The organism is Streptomyces lancefieldiae (assembly GCF_031845825.1).
GTDB classification, from domain to species: domain Bacteria; phylum Actinomycetota; class Actinomycetes; order Streptomycetales; family Streptomycetaceae; genus Streptomyces; species Streptomyces lancefieldiae.
Genome location: NZ_JAVRFH010000005.1, coordinates 129885 through 146516, shown reverse-complemented (window position 1 = coordinate 146516; position 16632 = coordinate 129885). Strand labels below are relative to the sequence as shown.

Sequence of the window (16632 nt, the reverse complement as noted above, 5' to 3'; positions counted from 1 at the left end):
CCTACGGCGACGTAAGTATGACAGCGCGTCGCGCCGCGGCAAGAGCCCGAGAGCCTGCGCGTCCTGGCCGACACCTATCCTGGAAGTCGGTCGGACAGCGCGGTCCGCTCTGAATACTTCCCGGACGTCCGGCCCCGTAAGCGGCGCTCGCCGCGCGAGACGCCGTCCGGGTTCCCTCCCAGACGAGCTTCAACACTGCAAGGAGCCGCACCTGTGAGCAGTGCCGACGACCAGACCACCACGACGACCAGCAGCGAGCTGCGAGCCGACATCCGCCGGCTGGGTGATCTCCTCGGGGAGACCCTCGTCCGCCAGGAGGGCCCCGAACTTCTGGACCTCGTCGAGAAGGTACGCCGACTCACCCGAGAGGACGGCGAGGCCGCGGCGGAACTGCTGCGCGGCACCGAACTGCAGACCGCCGCCAAGCTGGTCCGCGCCTTCTCCACCTACTTCCACCTCGCCAACGTCACCGAGCAGGTCCACCGCGGCCGCGAACTGCGCGCCCGGCGCGCCGCCGAAGGCGGACTGCTCGCCCGCACCGCCGACCGCCTCAAGGACGCCGACCCCGAGCACCTGCGCGACACCGTCCGCAACCTCAACGTCCGGCCCGTCTTCACCGCCCACCCCACCGAGGCCGCCCGCCGCTCCGTCCTCAACAAGCTGCGCCGCATCGCGGCCCTCCTCGACACCCCGGTCATCGAATCCGACCGGCGCCGCCTCGACACCCGCCTCGCCGAGAACATCGACCTCGTCTGGCAGACCGACGAACTCCGCGTCGTGCGCCCCGAGCCCGCCGACGAGGCCCGCAACGCCATCTACTACCTCGACGAACTGCACGCCAACGCCGTCGGCGACGTCCTCGAAGACCTCACCGCCGAACTGGAACGCGCCGGCGTCAAGCTGCCCGACGACACCCGCCCCCTCACCTTCGGCACCTGGATCGGCGGCGACCGCGACGGCAACCCCAACGTCACCCCCCAGGTCACCTGGGACATCCTCATCCTCCAGCACGAACACGGCATCAACGACGCCCTGGAGATGATCGACGAACTCCGCGGATTCCTCTCCAACTCCATCCGCTACACCGGAGCGACGGAGGAACTGCTCACCTCCCTGCGGACCGACCTCGACCTGCTCCCCGAGATCAGCCCCCGCTACAAGCGCCTCAACGCCGAAGAGCCCTACCGGCTCAAGGCCACCTGCATCCGGCAGAAGCTGGAGAACACCAAGCAGCGCCTCGCCAAGGGCACCCCCCACGAGGACGGCCGCGACTACCTCGGCACCGCCGAACTCATCAACGACCTGCGCATCGTCCAGGCCTCGCTCAGGGAACACCGCGGCAGCCTCTTCGCCGACGGCCGCCTCGCCCGCACCATCCGCACCCTGGCCGCCTTCGGCCTCCAGCTCGCCACCATGGACGTCCGCGAACACGCCGACGCCCACCACCACGCCCTCGGCCAGCTCTTCGACCGGCTCGGCGAGGAATCCTGGCGCTACGCCGACATGCCCCGCGAGTACCGCACCAAGCTGCTCGCCAAGGAACTCCGGTCCCGGCGTCCGCTCGCCCCCACCCCGGCCCCCGTCGACGCCGCCGGCGAGAAGACCCTCGGCGTCTTCCAGACCGTCAAGCGCGCCCTGGAGGTCTTCGGACCCGAGGTCATCGAGTCCTACATCATCTCCATGTGCCAGGGCGCCGACGACGTCTTCGCCGCGGCGGTACTGGCCCGGGAAGCCGGCCTCATCGACCTCCACGCCGGCTGGGCGAAGATCGGCATCGTGCCCCTCCTGGAGACGACGGACGAGCTCAAGGCCGCCGACACCATCCTGGAAGACCTCCTCTCCGACCCCTCCTACCGGCGCCTGGTCGCCCTGCGCGGCGACGTCCAGGAGGTCATGCTCGGCTACTCCGACTCCTCCAAGTTCGGCGGCATCACCACCTCGCAGTGGGAGATCCACCGCGCCCAGCGCCGCCTGCGCGACGTCGCCCACCGCTACGGGGTACGGCTGCGCCTCTTCCACGGCCGCGGCGGCACCGTCGGCCGCGGCGGCGGCCCCACCCACGACGCCATCCTCGCCCAGCCCTGGGGCACCCTCGAAGGCGAGATCAAGGTCACCGAACAGGGCGAGGTCATCTCCGACAAGTACCTCATCCCCTCCCTGGCCAGGGAGAACCTGGAGCTGACCGTCGCGGCCACCCTCCAGGCGTCCGCACTGCACACCGCGCCCCGCCAGTCCGACGAGGCCCTCGCCCGCTGGGACGCCGCCATGGACGTCGTCTCCGACGCGGCCCACACGGCCTACCGCAAGCTGGTCGAGGACCCCGACCTGCCGACGTACTTCCTCGCCTCCACGCCGGTCGACCAGCTCGCCGACCTGCACCTGGGCTCGCGGCCCTCCCGCCGCCCCGGCTCGGGCGTCTCACTCGACGGACTGCGCGCCATCCCGTGGGTGTTCGGCTGGACCCAGTCCCGGCAGATCGTCCCCGGCTGGTACGGCGTCGGCTCCGGCCTCAAGGCGCTGCGCGAGGCCGGACTGGACACCGTCCTCGACGAGATGCACCAGCAGTGGCACTTCTTCCGCAACTTCATCTCCAACGTCGAGATGACCCTCGCCAAGACCGACCTGCGCATCGCCCAGCACTACGTCGACACCCTCGTCCCGGACGAGCTGAAGCACGTCTTCGACGCCATCAAGGCCGAGCACGAGCTCACCGTCGCCGAGGTCCTGCGCGTCACCGGCGAGAACGAACTGCTCGACGCCGACCCCGTCCTCAAGCAGACCTTCGCCATCCGCGACGCCTACCTCGACCCCATCTCCTACCTCCAGGTCGCCCTCCTCGGCCGCCAACGCGAAGCCGCCGCCGCCGGCGAAGAGGCCGACCCGCTGCTCGCCCGAGCCCTGCTCCTCACCGTCAACGGCGTGGCCGCCGGCCTCCGCAACACCGGCTGACACCGGCCGCGGCGCCGGGCAGTGCGGACCCCCACCCCGGCCCGCACCGACGCCGCGCACCCGCACGACAGTGCCCCCGTGCTCGACCCAGAGCACGGGGGCACCGTCACGTCGTACGCGGACTCACACCCGACTCACACCGGACTCACACCACCAAGAACGCCGCCGTCAGCAGAGCCATCCCCGCCCCCGCCATCACCCACGCCGCCCGCACCCGCCGCAGACCCCCCGCCACCACCACCGACGCCAACAGCAGCGCCCCACCCAACGGCACCCACGCGTACAGCACCCCGGCGGGACCGGAACGCACCGCGTCGTCGCTGCCCGGCTTCAGCACCACGCTGTACGTCCGCCCCGCCGCCACCGCGACCGAGTCCTCCAGCACCACCCGGTCCCGCGCCTGCGACCCCGCCGACACCGGCGCGTACGGCCCACTGCACGACCCGCCGCCGCACCGCGTCACCTCGACCGTGCCCTGCTCACGCCCCTTGGTCAGCAGCACGTGCTGCGCCGTACCCCAGGACGCCCAGACACCGGCGATCAGGATCACCACCGCGACCCCGCCCATCGCGGCGACCCGGCCGAACCGCAACACGGCGGACGAGGCCTGACGGGAACGGGCAGCGGCGGCGGCTGAGGCAGGCATGGCCGGGATCATTGGCCATATCTGTGCGCTCGGTCAACTCACCCGCGAGGCAAGGACGGACAAGTCAGGAGTTGTACGCGCTCTGCGCCCGCTCCAGCCCCTCGATCACCAAGGCCTCCACCGCATCCGCCGCCCGGTCCACGAAGTAGTCCAGCTCCTTGCGCTCCGCCGAGGAGAAATCCCGCAGCACGAAATCCGCCACCGGCATCCGCCCCGGCGGCCGCCCGATCCCGAACCGCACCCGGTGGTAGTCCGAACCCAGCGCCTTCGTGATCGACTTCAGCCCGTTGTGCCCGTTGTCCCCACCGCCCAGCTTCAGCCGCAGCACGCCGTAGTCGATGTCCAGCTCGTCGTGGACCGCCACGATGTTGCCGACCGGCACCTTGTAGAAGTCCCGCAGCGCCGTCACCGGTCCACCCGACACGTTCATGAACGACATCGGCTTCACCAGCACCACCCGGCGGTTCGCCGGCCCCGGCGGCCCGATCCGCCCCTCGACCACCTGCGCCTGCGCCTTGCCGTGCCGCTTGAACCGCGCACCCATCCGCTCCGCCAGCAGGTCCGCCACCATGAAACCCACGTTGTGCCGGTTCGAGGCGTACTCCGGGCCCGGATTGCCGAGACCGGCCACCAGCCAGGGAGCACCCGCGTCCGTCGTCACGTTCGTGTCTCCTTCGTTTCCTTCATACCCGTCCCACACATACACGTCGGCCGCTGCCCCGCAAGGGAACAGCGGCCGACGAACATCAGACCGTACGGAAGGATCAGGCCTCGGCGGCCGCTTCGCCCTCGCCCGCACCCTCGGCGGGGGCCTCCTCGGCCTGCGCGGCCAGGACCTGCAGCACGACGGTGTCCCCGTCGACGGCCAGCTTCACACCGGACGGCAGCGCGATGTCCTTGGCGTGGACCGAGGCACCGGCCTCCAGACCCGCCACCGACACGGTGACCTGCTCCGGGATGTGCGTGGCCTCGGCCTCGACCGGCAGCGCGTCCAGGACGTGCTCCAGCAGGTAGCCACCCGGGGCCAGCTCGCCCTCGGCCTGCACCGGGATCTCGACGGAGACGGTCTCGCCGCGCTTCACCAGCTGCAGGTCGACGTGCTCCAGGAAGCCCTTGATCGGGTCACGCTGAACCGACTTCGGGATCGCCAGCTCGTTGGTCTTGCCGTCGATGTCCAGCGCGATCAGCACGTTGGAGGTACGCAGCGCGAGCAGCAGCTCGTGGCCCGGAAGGGTCAGGTGCAGCGGGTCCGAACCGTGCCCGTACAGAACACCGGGGACCTTGTTGTCACGACGGATACGACGCGCGGCACCCTTGCCGAACTCGGTGCGCGTCTCGGCGGCGATCTTCACCTCGGACATGATCACTCCTCGTATAGCTAGAAACGGACGTGGTCACCCGGCCACGAACGGCCTGCTACGAAGAGCGCGTCGATTACGGACCGCCGTACCCACGTCTTCGGAAAGACGAGTACGGCCTCCCTCGCCGAGCAACTTCAGCAGTCTACTCGGAGAGGAAGGCCGTACCCAAAACGATCTGTGCAGAACGGTTACTGCTCGTCGAACAGGCTCGTCACCGAACCGTCCTCGAACACCTCACGCACCGCACGCGCGATCGTCGGCGCGATCGACAGCACCGTGATCTTGTCCAACTCCAGCTCGTTCGGCGTCGGCAGCGTGTTCGTGAACACGAACTCGCTCACCTTCGAGTTCTTCAGCCGGTCCGCCGCCGGACCCGACAGCACACCGTGCGTCGCCGTCACGATGACGTCCTCCGCACCGTGCGCGAACAGCGCGTCCGCCGCGGCGCAGATCGTGCCACCCGTGTCGATCATGTCGTCGACCAGGACGCAGATACGCCCCTTCACGTCACCCACGACCTCGTGCACCGTGACCTGGTTCGCCACGTCCTTGTCACGCCGCTTGTGCACGATCGCCAGCGGCGCACCCAGACGGTCGCACCAACGGTCCGCCACCCGCACCCGGCCCGCGTCCGGAGACACCACCGTCAGCTTCGACCGGTCCACCTTCGCACCCACGTAGTCCGCGAGCAGCGGCAGCGCGAACAGGTGGTCCACCGGGCCGTCGAAGAAACCCTGGATCTGATCCGTGTGCAGATCCACGGCCAGAATCCGGTCCGCACCCGCCGTCTTCATCAGGTCCGCGATCAGACGCGCCGAAATCGGTTCACGTCCACGGTGCTTCTTGTCCTGCCGCGCGTAACCGTAGAACGGCACGATGACCGTGATGGAGCGGGCCGACGCCCGCTTCAACGCGTCGATCATGATCAACTGCTCCATGACCCACTTGTTGATCGGAGCCGTGTGGCTCTGGATCAGGAAGCAGTCCGCACCGCGCGCCGACTCCTGATACCGCACGTAGATCTCGCCGTTCGCGAAGTCGAAGGCCTTCGTCGGGACGACCCCGACACCCAGCTGCTGGGCGACCTCCTCGGCAAGCTCGGGGTGGGCGCGGCCGGAGAAGAACATCATCTTCTTCTCGCCGGTCGTCTTGATCCCGGTCACAGCACTTTCTCCTCAGAGGTTTCGCAGCTGAGCGTCACGACGCTCTCCCGGCTGGCTGCGGGGGCGTCTCAGCTGGTGGGGTGCGGATGTGCACTTATCACGGTACGCCGTGTTCGACGCACCGGTTTCCGGTCAGCCTTCGCCGCCGGACTCCGGAGCCACCGCCTCGGCCGCCTTCGCCGCCGCGCTCCCCGGACGCTTTCGAGCCACCCAACCCTCGATATTCCGCTGCTGGCCCCGGGCCACGGCCAGCGAACCGGGCGGCACGTCCTTCGTGATCACCGAGCCGGCAGCGGTGTAGGCACCGTCCCCGACCGTGACAGGAGCCACAAACATGTTGTCCGAACCCGTGCGGCAGTGGGACCCCACCGTGGTGTGGTGCTTGTCCTGCCCGTCGTAGTTCACGAACACACTCGCCGCACCGATGTTCGTGTACTCACCGATCGTCGCGTCACCCACATAGGAGAGATGCGGCACCTTGGAGCCCTCGCCGATCGAGGCGTTCTTCGTCTCGACGTACGTACCCACCTTGGACCTCAGCCCCAGACGCGTGCCGGGACGCAGATACGCGTACGGGCCCACCTTCGCCTCCGGACCCACGTCGGCACCCATCGAGACCGTGTTGTCCACGCGCGCGCCCGCGCCGACCCGGGTGTCCGTGAGCCGGGAGTTCGGCCCCACCTCGGACCCCTCCGCGAGATGCGTGGCGCCGTGCAACTGCGTCCCCGGGTGGACGACCACGTCCTGCCCGAAGGTCACCGTCACGTCGACCCACGTCGTCGCCGGATCCACGACCGTCACGCCGGCCAGCATCGCCCGCGTCAGCAGCCGGTCGTTGAGGATCCGACGCGCCTCGGCGAGCTGCACCCGGTTGTTGATCCCCGCGATCTCCCGGTGATCACCGGCCACGGAGGCACCGACCCGGTGACCGGCCTCACGCAGGATCCCGAGGACGTCGGTGAGGTACTCCTCGCCCTGGCTGTTGTCGGTCCGCACCTTCCCGAGCGCGTCGGCGAGCAGCTGCCCGTCGAAGGCGAACACCCCGGAGTTGATCTCACGGATCGCCCGCTGCGACTCCGAGGCGTCCTTGTGCTCGACGATCGCGGTGACGGCACCCGACGCCCCGTCCCGCACGATCCGGCCGTACCCCGTCGCGTCCGGCACCTCGGCCGTCAGCACGGTCACGGCGTTGCCGTCGGCGGAGTGGGTGGCGGCCAGCGCCTGCAGCGTCCCGCCGGTCAGGAGGGGGGTGTCACCACAGACGACCACGACCGTGCCGTCCAGGGCACCGCCCAGCGCCTCCAGCCCCATCCGCACGGCATGACCCGTGCCGTTCTGCTGCTCCTGCACGGCGGTGCGCACGTCGGGGGCGACCTCGGCGAGGTGCGCGGTGACCTTCTCGCGGGCGTGCCCGACGACGACGACCAGGTTCTCGGGGTCGAGCTCACCGGCGGCGGCGAGGACGTGCCCGACGAGGGAACGGCCGCACAGCTCGTGCAGGACCTTGGGTGTGGCCGACTTCATACGGGTGCCCTCACCCGCTGCGAGAACGACGACGGCTGCCGGGCGAATGGCGCTCACGGGATGCCCTTCGGCTTTGAGGGGGAGGGGGTGGACATCCGCAGGATACCGGGGTGGTTCGTGGGGGGGCATGAGTGCGGGCCCTGACGGCACTGTCTGCAAGTCAGGACCCGAACCGAACAACTGCTCCCGGGGGAGGACTCGAACCCCCATGATCAGAACCAAAATCTGACGTCTTGCCCTTAGACGACCCGGGACTACCGCTATGTCCGATTTGCTAGATCGACTGCGGAGGCAGCACCTACTATGCCGTACCACCAGCCTTCGATGCGACGGTACAGGTCCGCTCCGCCTCGCACGTCGATGCGTAGGCAGCCCCGGTAGCTCTGGTCGGTGTTCTTCCGGTTGGTGCTCGGATTGTGTCGCTTGAGGGTGGTCTTCAGCAGGTCGGACGTCCCGATGCCGACATGGGCGGCCCAGAACGCCTCGGCTCCGGCTACGTCGGCGGTCTCGTGGATCTGCACGGCAAATCGGAGGCTGGCGGGATCCACGCGCAGCAGTTTCAACCAGGCCAGGAAGACCGAGATCACGTTCGGGTCGCTGTTGACGAAGGTGACGCGCTCACGGCGTGAGTACGGTTTGCTCTTCGCGCCTTCCGCCCAATAGAGGGCCACGCCTGCCGCGAAGAGCTCGCGGTCGGTCATCGTGCCCATCTCTTGGGATGCCTGCCGCATGGTCTGCTGCCGCTCTTCTTCGCGTACTCGGAGCTTCGCCTCCCAGCCCCTTCTGGCGATGGCGGAGGCCTCCTCACGGGTGCGTGTCCGCCGCTCCGGCTTCGGCAGGTCCCGCACCCAGAGCGAGATGGAACTCTTGCTGCACCCCAGCTCCACCTGGATCTGGTCGTACGTCCAGCCCCGGAGCCGTAGCTCCCGTGCCCTGTCCCTCAGGTCGTCCTTCGCGTTCGGGCGTTTCGTCCATTCCGGAGGAGGCTCGCCCTCCAGGAGCCGGTTGAGGATGTCGTTGTTGTCGACGTGCAGCCGGTCGCGGATCTGGCGGCGGCTGAGCCCCTCGCGCCGCAGTGCCACCGCACGCTCCCGGAGTCCCTCGAAGTCCGCGTACTTGCCTTGTGGATGTGCCATGGGCATACCGTCCGGCCGGAATGGGTGGCTCCGGTGCTGGTCGCCGGAGGGTTCACGAGTTCGAGGGATATCGCGTCGTATCGCTTGTCGAAAGTCGCCGGAAATGTGCCGCCCGCCGCCCGTAGGCTGGAGGGCATGACCACGACGGGGGAAGAACACGCACCGGCCCGGGGTGGGCCTTGGTGGTGGGACAGGCGGCGCGGTGCGGTGCTCGATGTGAGCCTCGGTGTCGCGTCCGCGTTGGAGTGCGCGGCGGAGGGCGTTCCGTTCGCGAGGGATGCCGGGATTCCCTGGGCGCTGGGGATCGTCTTCGGGTTGCTGGCCGGTTCGGTGCTGGTGGTGCGGCGGAAGTGGCCGATCGCGGTGGTGCTGGTGACGATCGCCGTCACGCCGGCCGAGATGGGCTTCCTGATGGGCATCGTCGGCCTGTACACGCTGGCGGCGTCGGAGTTGCCTCGGCGGATCATCGGTGCGCTGGCCGGGATGTCGTTGCTGGGGACGTTGATCGTGACGTTCGTGCGGGTGCGGCAGGACATGGCGCGGGAGGACCTGGGGATCGGGGACTGGTTCCTGCCCTTCGCGTCGATCACGACCTCGCTGGGGCTGACCGCCCCGCCGTTGCTGCTGGGCATGTACGTGGGGGCGCGGCGGCGGTTGATGGAGAGCTTGCGGGAGCGGGCGGACAGTCTGGAGCGGGAGCTCCAGTTGCTCGCGGAGCGGGCGGAGGAGCGTGCCGAGTGGGCGCGCAACGAGGAGCGGACGCGGATCGCGCGGGAGATGCATGACGTGGTCGCGCATCGGGTGAGTCTGATGGTGGTGCACGCCGCCGCGCTTCAGGCCGTGGCGCGCAAGGACCCGGAGAAGGCGGTGCGGAACGCGGCTCTCGTGGGGGACATGGGTCGGCAGGCGCTGACGGAGCTGCGGGAGATGCTCGGGGTGCTGCGCAGCGGCGGGGCCGGTGGGCGTGCGGAGCGTGCGTCGGTGCCGTTGGCCGCGGTGGGGGTGGCCGCGGCGGCGGCGGCTTCGCGGGCGGTGGAGGACGGGGAGGGGCCGTCCCTGTCCGAGTTGGACGAGTTGATCGGGCAGTCGGAGGCGGCCGGGATGGTCGTGGATCTGTCCGTGGAGGGGGAGCGGCGGTCGTATGCGGCGGTGGTGGAGTCGACGGCGTTCCGGGTGGTGCAGGAGGCGTTGACGAACGTGCACAAGCATGCGGCGGGTGCGAAGACGTATGTGCGGCTGGCGCACCGGGTGTCGGAGATCGCGATGCAGGTGGAGAACGAGCCGCCGCCGGAGGTGTCGTCGGAGTCGTCGGCGCGGTTGCCGTCGGGGGGCAATGGGCTGGTGGGGATGAAGGAGCGGGTGGCCGCTCTGGGCGGTGTGTTCGTGTCGGGGCCGACGGACGCGGGGGGTTTCCGGGTGTCGGCGGTGATTCCGGCGTCGTAGCCGCGAGGTGGGTCAGCCCGTGGTGAGGCGGGTGGGCTGGGCGCCGGCGACGAGGGTGGCGAGGGCCCGGTCGATGTCGGGGCCGAGGTACCAGTCGCCGGTGTGGTCGAGGGCGTAGACGCGGCCGTCGGCGTCGATGGCGATGAGGGCCTGGCTGTCGGTCTCGGTGCCGAGGGGGCAGGTCTGGGTCTCGAGGGCGCGGCCGAGGTCGCCGAGGGTGCGGGCCATGTGGAGGCCGTGCAGGGGGTCGAGGTGCACGGTGGCGGGGGCGACCTGGCGGCCGGGGCCGGTGGGTGTGATGTGCAGGCCGCCGAATTCGGCCCAGGCCTCGACGGCGGCGGGGAAGACGGTGTGGCGGTGTCCGGCGGGTGAGGTGTGCTCGCGCAGGGCGTCGGCCCAGATCTCTGCCTGCTTGATGTCCCAGCGTCCGGGCTGCCAGCCGGCGTCGCGCAGGGCGGCGTCGACGGGGACGGGGAAGCGGGTGGTGGAGGTGCGGTCGGCGTGCATCTGCCCTTGGTTCGTTTCGGTCGTCGTGGGTCGTCGTGGGTCGTCGTGGGTCGTCGTGGGGCCTCGGGGGCCGGCGTCGGGTGTCCGGTGCGGCGTGGGGCGTCTGTCGTGGGGTCAGTCGCCGCTGGTGGTCGGGTCGACGACGCGGACGCCGAAGTGGGCGCTGAGGGCGGTGCAGGCGCGGCAGGGCGGGGCGAAGCTGCCGTGGAGGGGGTCGCCGTCCTCGCGGATGTGCCGGGTGGTGAGTTTGGCGTGTTTGAGGGCTCTGCGTGCTTCGCCGTTGGTCATGGGTTTGCGGGAGGCGCGTTTGCTGCGGGCGGCCTCGGCGGTGGTGAGGTGCCGTGAGATGAGGATGGTCTCGGCGCAGCGGCCGGTGTAGCGGTCGCGTTGGCCGCTGGTGAGGGTGTCGAGGAAGTCCTGGACGAGGTGGTGCAGGGGGGGAGGTGTGTCGGCGCGGGTGGCGGTGCCGGTGAGGGTGGTGCCGCGGACGGAGAGCGCGGCGGCGACGGTGGGGAGGATGCCGTCGCGGCGGTGGTGGAGGGTGGGGGTGTGGAGGCCTTCGGTGGCGCTCCAGCCGATGCGGGGGTCGCCGCTGCCGGGGTCGTCGGACCGGCCGGTGTGCGGTCCCGTCTGTGTCGCACTCATGGTCATTTTCCCCTCCTGAGCATCCCCCCGAAGGTCACAGGGTGCCAAATGGCGTGGCTGGTGCGGAAGCTGGGGCGTGGTGACACGCCCGTGTGCGGGTGGTGTGTGGGCGGTGTGTCACGGGAGGGTGACGGCTGGTCACGGAAGCGGAGGGTCGGGTGTCGGGTGCGGTGTCCGGTGCCGGTGACCGGTGTCGTCGTACCGCATAGGCTGTCGCCACCGCGATCGCGTGCGGTGCATCAGACAGTGCAGACGGATCAGACAGACGCCGCAGGGGGCAACCGCCATGACGACAGGTCGGCTCGGGCAGCGAGCCGCGCCGCCGAACGCGGCCTACGCCGGGCAGGTCGTGCATTTCCCGGATCCGGTGCGGGCGGCCCGTCACCCGAGAGGGGTGCGGGTGGACGAGGGCGGTTATCCCGTTTTCGCGCCGTACGCCCGTGCGGTCGCGGAGATCGCGGAGCCGCCGGAGGGGTTCGGGGTCGACGAGTTGCGGCTGACGGACTACGTGTCGGCGAACGCGGCGCTGTCGGCGTCGGGGCACGAGTTGTGGGACACGGTGCCGGCGGTGGCGACGCCGCACGGCTGGACGTGGCATCACGTGGCCGGGTCGCGGCGGATGGAGCTGGTCCCGGTCGAGGTGAAGGCGCTGCTGCGGCATCACGGCGGGATCGCGACGGCGGCGGTGGACCAGGGCAAGCGGGGCACGCGGCCGTTGCAGGAGACGCGGCCGGTGCATTTCGGGCTGCCGAAGTCGGGTCTGGCGGTGTCGGAGCAGCAGGTGCAGGGGGTCGAGGAGGACCTCGGGTACCGGCTGCCGGGTGCGTACCGGTCGTTCCTGAAGGCGGCGGGTGGCTGCGCGCCGGTGGGTACGGCGTTGGACGCGGAGCTGGGGCTGCTGGTGGACCAGCCGTTCTTCACGGTGCGTGAGGAGGCGGCGGTCAATGACCTGGTGTACGTCAACAAGTGTCTGCGGGACCACCTGACGAAGGATTATCTGGGTGTCGCGTTCGTCCAGGGTGGCCTGCTGGCGGTGAAGGTGAAGGGCGAGCGGATCGGTTCGGTGTGGTTCTGCGCGTACGACGACGCGCGGGACGTGGATCCGGCGTGGCCGCCGGCGGAGCGGGTGGAGCGGTTGCTGCTGCCCTGTGGTGAGGACTTCGACGCGTTCCTGTCGCGGTTGGCGGGTTCTCCGCCGGAGCTGGAGACGGTGGCGAACCTGATGGTGGACGGCGGGTTCGCGCGTGCGGTGCCCGTGGCGTCGGCGTCTTCGGCGTCTTCGGTGGGGGAGTGAGCTGACGATGGTGACGTACGCGCAGGCGCAGGAGCGCGCCGAGGAGTGGGTCAACGGCGAGCTGCCGGCGTACCAGCACCGTGAGGTGCGGGTGCGGGAGTTCGACCTCGGGTTCGTGGTGTGGGCCGAGGACCGTGCGGACGGGCCGCGTTCGGACGGCGGCGCGCAGCGGTTGGTGCTCGCGCGGGACAGCGGTGAGGCGACGCTGTGGCCGGGGTTGCCGGTGGGTGAGGTGATCCGCCGGTACGAGGAGGAGTACGGCCGTTCCGAGGGGGCCGGGGAGTCGGCGCCGGCGCCCGCGGCGCGGGTGGATCTTAATCAGACGTCGTTCTTGTTGAGTCCGCCGGAGTGGCTGCAGGAGGCGGCGGACAAGCTGGGGATTCCCGATCGGCGGCGGGGGGACCACGAGGGTGGCGGTGGTGCCACCGGCGGGGCCGGTTCGGGTGCGCTGCCCGAGACCCGGGCGGGGGTTCCGTCGGCGCCTGCCGGGTCTTCCGGGTCTTCCGGGGCTGGGGCGCCTGGTGCTCCGGCTGCCGCGCCTGGTGCCCCGTCTGCTCCCGCGGCTCCTGCCGCTGCGTCTGCTCCTGCGGCGTCTGCCGCTTCGGCGGGTGCGCAGGGGAGTGGTGCGGCGTGGCCGGCCGCCGGTGGCGCCGGTGCGGCGGGTGTGCCGGGTGCGCCTGTCGGGGCGACGCCCTGGGCGGGGACGGACACCAACGCGGACGCCGGCGAGGACCGTTCCGTACCGCTGCCCGCGACCGTGTTCGCGCCGCCGTTGAGCGGTGCCGACGACGGTACGCCGACGCCCTCGGCGGCGTCGGACGCCAAGACGGCGCTGATGTCGGGGGGCAGCGCGCTTCCACCGACGGCGCTCGCGCCGGCGATCGACGAGTCGAACGCGCCGGCCGCGTCCGCGGGGGCGGGTACGCCGCCACCGGCCGCGCCGTCGGCGCCGGCCGCTCCCGGTGCGTCCGCCACGCCCGCCCGGCCGCTCGCGCCGAATGCCGGGGACATCGCCGACGCCGCGACCAGCAAGGCGGCGCCTCCGCCGCGCCGGGGCGGTGGCTCGACCACGCCGCCTCCGCCGGGTGCTCCGGGGACGCCGGGCGCGCGGCCGGGGAGCACGCCTCCGCCGCCGTCGGGGCCGCACGCGCCGGGTGCGCCTGGCTCGCCGGGCGCGGCGGTGGGCGGGTACGTACCGACGCAACTGGTGTCGTCGCTCGGTCCCGAGGGTCCGGGTGGTGCGGGCGGTCCGGGTACGCCGCCGCCGCCGAGCGCTCCTCCGGCCGGTCCGGGTGCGCCGGGTACGCCGCCTCCGCCGAGCGCCCCTGGTGGGACTCCGCCGGGCGGGATGCACCATGCCGCCACGATGCTGGCCGACCCGGGCCGGACGGGCGGTGGGGCGCCTCAGCGTCCCGGTCCGCCGCCCGCACCTCCCGCACCTCCCGGCGCTCCGGGCGCTCCCGGCGCGCCTGCTGGTGCGGGTGCACCGCCGCCTCCCTCCGCTCCTGGCGTGCCCGGTGCGGCGCAGGGTTCTTCAGGGGGCGCGGGTGGTGCCGTGCACCATGCGCAGACCGTGCTGGCCGCGCCGCCGGTGGGCGGTCCCGGCGCGCCTCCGCCGCCCCCGGGTGCTCCGGGTGTTCCCGGCGGTCCGGGTGCGCCGGGTGGACCGGGTGCCGCACAGCCCATGCCGCCCGGCGCGATGCCGCCAGGAGCCACGCCGCCCGGCGCGATGCCGCCACCCGGTCAGCCCGGTCACCCGACGGCGTACGGCTACCCGCAGCAGCCCGCCGGTCTGCCGACCGTCGGCCCGGGCTACCAGGCCGTCCTGCGCTACCGCGCGCAGGACGGGTCCGAGCAGCAGTTGATCCGGCGTTCGGCGCCGGGTACGCCGCACCCGGAGTGGCAGATCTTCCACGAGCTGCGGGCCATGAACGTGCCGCCGGACCAGGTGCTGGAGCTGCACACGGAGCTGGAGTCGTGCGAGCTGCCGGGCGCGTACTGCGCGCGGATGATCCGGGAGCAGTGGCCGCAGGCGCGGATCACCTCGATCGCGCCGTACGGCACGGACCACGCGAGCCGGCAGCAGGGCATGGGGCAGTTGCTGGCACACCAGGGCGAGCTGCACCAGGTGGCCGACGGGCCGGCGCGTCCGGCGCCGGTGCGGGCGCCGCTGCCGCAGGTGCAGCCGGTGCCGCCGGTTCCGCCGGAGGCCATCGGGCAGGAGCTGGGTGCCGCGTTCGGGCCGGGCGTCTTCCGGTTCGAGCAGGCCGCGGTGTCCCGGCAGGGTGTGCCGCCGGTCGTGGCGCACACGCTGGTGGCGGCGGGCCTGCCGATGGACATGGGGCCGTTCTTCTGGGCGCAGGCCCAGCCGGGCCGTCCGGTGCCGACGCTGGCGGAGCTGGCGGCCGAGCGGGGGGTGCAGCCGGCCTCGGACGCGGGCTCGTACCTCGTCGTCGGCAGTGACTTCGGCCGCGCGATCTGCGTGCAGTACGGCACGGCGGCCATCGTGGCGGTGCCGGTGGAGGCGGGGCCGGGCGGTGCGCCCGTGCCGCCGCAGTTCGTGAACACGGGGCTGCCGGAGTTCGCGCGCTGCCTGGCGCTGCTGGGCCGGATGTGGCGGCTGAGGTTCGGTCTGAACCAGGAGCAGGCGGGTCGCTGGACGGTGGACTTCCAGGCTCAGCTGGCCGCGCTGGACCCGGCGGCGCTGGGATCGCCGGAGAGCTGGTGGTCGGTGCTGCTGGAGCAGATGTGGGACGGGTTGCTGTGAGGCGGCCGCGCCGCTGACACCGTCGGCTTCTCAGGGGCCGGGCCCGGTCGCTCTCGTGTGCGACCGGGCCCGGCCCCTTTTCTCGTGGTGTGTCGCTGCTGCGGCGCTGCGTCGGAGTGTCACGTTATGTGTGACTCATTCTGATCCATAAAGATATGCGCTGATTGTCATTGAATCGGGTGAGACTCGGGCGAAACAGGGGTTCCGGCATGAGCAGCGCATCGGCGTCGCCGCACGGCTTCGTGGTCGTACGGGGGCGCGGCTACCGTCCAGCACAGGCCGACGCGTGTGCCGAGGCCCTCTCCCAGGAACGTGACGCCGCGTGGGAGCGGGCGGCCCGGCTCACCGTGCTCGCCCGTGAGATGGGTACGGAACTGGAGCGGCTGCGGGAGACGGTGGCGGGACTCGCCCCGCAGGACTACGAGGCGCTCGGGGAGCGCGCCCGCCGCCTCTTCCAGCTCGGGCAGGAGGAGGCCGAGGCCCTGCGGGAGGGCGCGCGGCGTGCGGCGGAGAGCCTGATGGCGGACGCTCGCGACTACGCGAGGGGCGTGCGTGAGACCGCGCGGGCGCACGCCGACGCCGTACGGGCCGAGGCCGACGAGTGGGCCCGGCAGCGGTTGCTCGCGGCGCGCGCGGAGGCCGACGGGATGCGGGTCGCGGCGCGACGCGAGGTGAAGGCCGGGCGGGCCGAGGCGCTGGCCGCGTTGCGTGAGATGCGCGCGCGCACCACCGGGATGCTCGACGAGCAGAGCAGGGAGCACGCCGAACGGGGGGCCGCGGCCGAGCAGGCGGAGGCCGAACGGGTGAAGGCCCTGGACGCGCACCATGCGGAGCTTTTGGCGCGCGCCGAGCGGGAGATGGGCGAGGCGGAGCGGGCCCTGGCCGACGCCGAGGCGGCGGCCGCACGTCGGCAGGAGGAGGCCCGGGCCCGGGCGGCCGAGGTGGTCGCCGAGGCCCGGGTGCGTCAGGAGCGGATCGCCCGCGAGACGGAGCGGGTGCTGCGCGAGCACGGGGACCGGTGGGACGACGTGCAGGCCCACATGGACTCGGCGCGCAGCAGCCTCCGCTCACTGACGGGGCGGGCGGTGGAGTGACACCGCGGGCACCGGCCCCGCGCCCGCGGTGCCGCCGTCACCGTCGCGCCCGCGGCGCCGCCGTCACCGTCGCGCCCGCGGTGCCGCCGTCACCGTCGTGCCC

13 protein-coding genes and 1 tRNA gene are annotated in these 16632 nt (G+C 71.7%); 5 read left to right on the top strand and 9 right to left on the bottom strand.

What is annotated here, in order from left to right; translation table 11 throughout:
- Positions 1–213 precede the first annotated feature (213 nt).
- The gene (gene ppc / locus RM812_RS07055) at positions 214–2949 is read left to right on the top strand and encodes a phosphoenolpyruvate carboxylase (protein ID WP_311571528.1); all 2736 of its coding nucleotides are present in this window, start codon (positions 214–216) and stop codon (positions 2947–2949) included.
- 145 nt (positions 2950–3094) lie between these two features.
- On the opposite strand, the gene RM812_RS07050 is transcribed toward ppc, so the two are convergent.
- The 7 genes from RM812_RS07050 to RM812_RS07020 form a co-directional block, all read right to left on the bottom strand.
- The gene (locus tag RM812_RS07050) at positions 3095–3607 is read right to left on the bottom strand and encodes a hypothetical protein (RefSeq protein WP_311571527.1); all 513 of its coding nucleotides are present in this window, start codon (positions 3605–3607) and stop codon (positions 3095–3097) included.
- 52 nt (positions 3608–3659) lie between these two features.
- Entirely contained in the window at positions 3660–4256 is a 597-nt protein-coding gene (pth, locus tag RM812_RS07045; RefSeq protein ID WP_311571526.1) for an aminoacyl-tRNA hydrolase, read from the bottom strand.
- Positions 4257–4359: 103 nt separating this feature from the next.
- Entirely contained in the window at positions 4360–4956 is a 597-nt protein-coding gene (locus RM812_RS07040) for a 50S ribosomal protein L25/general stress protein Ctc (RefSeq protein WP_311571525.1), read from the bottom strand.
- A 188-nt stretch (positions 4957–5144) separates the two neighbouring features.
- Positions 5145–6119: a ribose-phosphate diphosphokinase gene (locus RM812_RS07035; RefSeq protein WP_061444301.1), complete on the bottom strand. Its 975-nt coding sequence runs from the start codon at positions 6117–6119 to the stop codon at positions 5145–5147.
- 132 nt (positions 6120–6251) lie between these two features.
- A complete protein-coding gene (glmU, locus tag RM812_RS07030; RefSeq protein ID WP_311571524.1) occupies positions 6252–7700 on the bottom strand; it encodes a bifunctional UDP-N-acetylglucosamine diphosphorylase/glucosamine-1-phosphate N-acetyltransferase GlmU in 1449 nt (482 codons plus the stop codon).
- Between the two features lie 126 nt (positions 7701–7826).
- Positions 7827–7897, bottom strand: a tRNA-Gln gene (locus RM812_RS07025).
- Between the two features lie 6 nt (positions 7898–7903).
- Positions 7904–8779, bottom strand: coding sequence for a hypothetical protein (locus tag RM812_RS07020; RefSeq protein WP_394816426.1), 876 nt, complete (start codon positions 8777–8779; stop codon positions 7904–7906).
- A 135-nt stretch (positions 8780–8914) separates the two neighbouring features.
- Between RM812_RS07020 and RM812_RS07015 the strand changes: the two genes are divergently transcribed.
- Positions 8915–10222 carry a sensor histidine kinase gene (locus tag RM812_RS07015; RefSeq protein ID WP_311571522.1) on the top strand — a complete coding sequence of 436 codons (1308 nt, stop codon included), beginning with the start codon at positions 8915–8917 and terminating at the stop codon, positions 10220–10222.
- A 12-nt stretch (positions 10223–10234) separates the two neighbouring features.
- On the opposite strand, the gene RM812_RS07010 is transcribed toward RM812_RS07015, so the two are convergent.
- Positions 10235–10729 (bottom strand): SUKH-3 domain-containing protein, encoded by a 495-nt coding sequence (locus RM812_RS07010; protein ID WP_311571521.1) that lies wholly within the window; start codon positions 10727–10729, stop codon positions 10235–10237.
- Between the two features lie 114 nt (positions 10730–10843).
- Positions 10844–11374, bottom strand: coding sequence for a YwqJ-related putative deaminase (locus RM812_RS07005; RefSeq protein ID WP_311571520.1), 531 nt, complete (start codon positions 11372–11374; stop codon positions 10844–10846).
- A gap of 286 nt (positions 11375–11660) precedes the next feature.
- On the opposite strand from RM812_RS07005, the gene RM812_RS07000 reads away from it, so the two are divergent.
- From RM812_RS07000 to RM812_RS06990, 3 genes are all read left to right on the top strand, one after another.
- The gene (locus RM812_RS07000) at positions 11661–12668 is read left to right on the top strand and encodes an SMI1/KNR4 family protein (RefSeq protein WP_311571519.1); all 1008 of its coding nucleotides are present in this window, start codon (positions 11661–11663) and stop codon (positions 12666–12668) included.
- Between the two features lie 7 nt (positions 12669–12675).
- Positions 12676–15435 carry an SUKH-4 family immunity protein gene (locus RM812_RS06995; RefSeq protein ID WP_311571518.1) on the top strand — a complete coding sequence of 920 codons (2760 nt, stop codon included), beginning with the start codon at positions 12676–12678 and terminating at the stop codon, positions 15433–15435.
- A 209-nt stretch (positions 15436–15644) separates the two neighbouring features.
- Positions 15645–16529, top strand: a complete 885-nt coding sequence (locus RM812_RS06990; protein ID WP_311571517.1) for a cellulose-binding protein — start codon at positions 15645–15647, stop codon at positions 16527–16529.
- The last annotated feature ends 103 nt before the right edge of the window (positions 16530–16632 follow it).

Bases quoted from the DNA above. Each gene is read 5' to 3' on its own strand.
- RM812_RS07050 (WP_311571527.1), bottom strand. From the start codon at position 3,607: ATGATCCCGGCCATGCCTGCCTCAGCCGCCGCCGCTGCCCGTTCCCGT.
- RM812_RS07040 (WP_311571525.1), bottom strand. From the start codon at position 4,956: ATGTCCGAGGTGAAGATCGCCGCCGAGACGCGCACCGAGTTCGGCAAG.
- RM812_RS07020 (WP_394816426.1), bottom strand. From the start codon at position 8,779: ATGGCACATCCACAAGGCAAGTACGCGGACTTCGAGGGACTCCGGGAG.
- RM812_RS07015 (WP_311571522.1), top strand. From the start codon at position 8,915: ATGACCACGACGGGGGAAGAACACGCACCGGCCCGGGGTGGGCCTTGG.
- RM812_RS07010 (WP_311571521.1), bottom strand. From the start codon at position 10,729: ATGCACGCCGACCGCACCTCCACCACCCGCTTCCCCGTCCCCGTCGAC.
- RM812_RS07005 (WP_311571520.1), bottom strand. From the start codon at position 11,374: ATGAGTGCGACACAGACGGGACCGCACACCGGCCGGTCCGACGACCCC.
- RM812_RS07000 (WP_311571519.1), top strand. From the start codon at position 11,661: ATGACGACAGGTCGGCTCGGGCAGCGAGCCGCGCCGCCGAACGCGGCC.
- RM812_RS06995 (WP_311571518.1), top strand. From the start codon at position 12,676: ATGGTGACGTACGCGCAGGCGCAGGAGCGCGCCGAGGAGTGGGTCAAC.
- RM812_RS06990 (WP_311571517.1), top strand. From the start codon at position 15,645: ATGAGCAGCGCATCGGCGTCGCCGCACGGCTTCGTGGTCGTACGGGGG.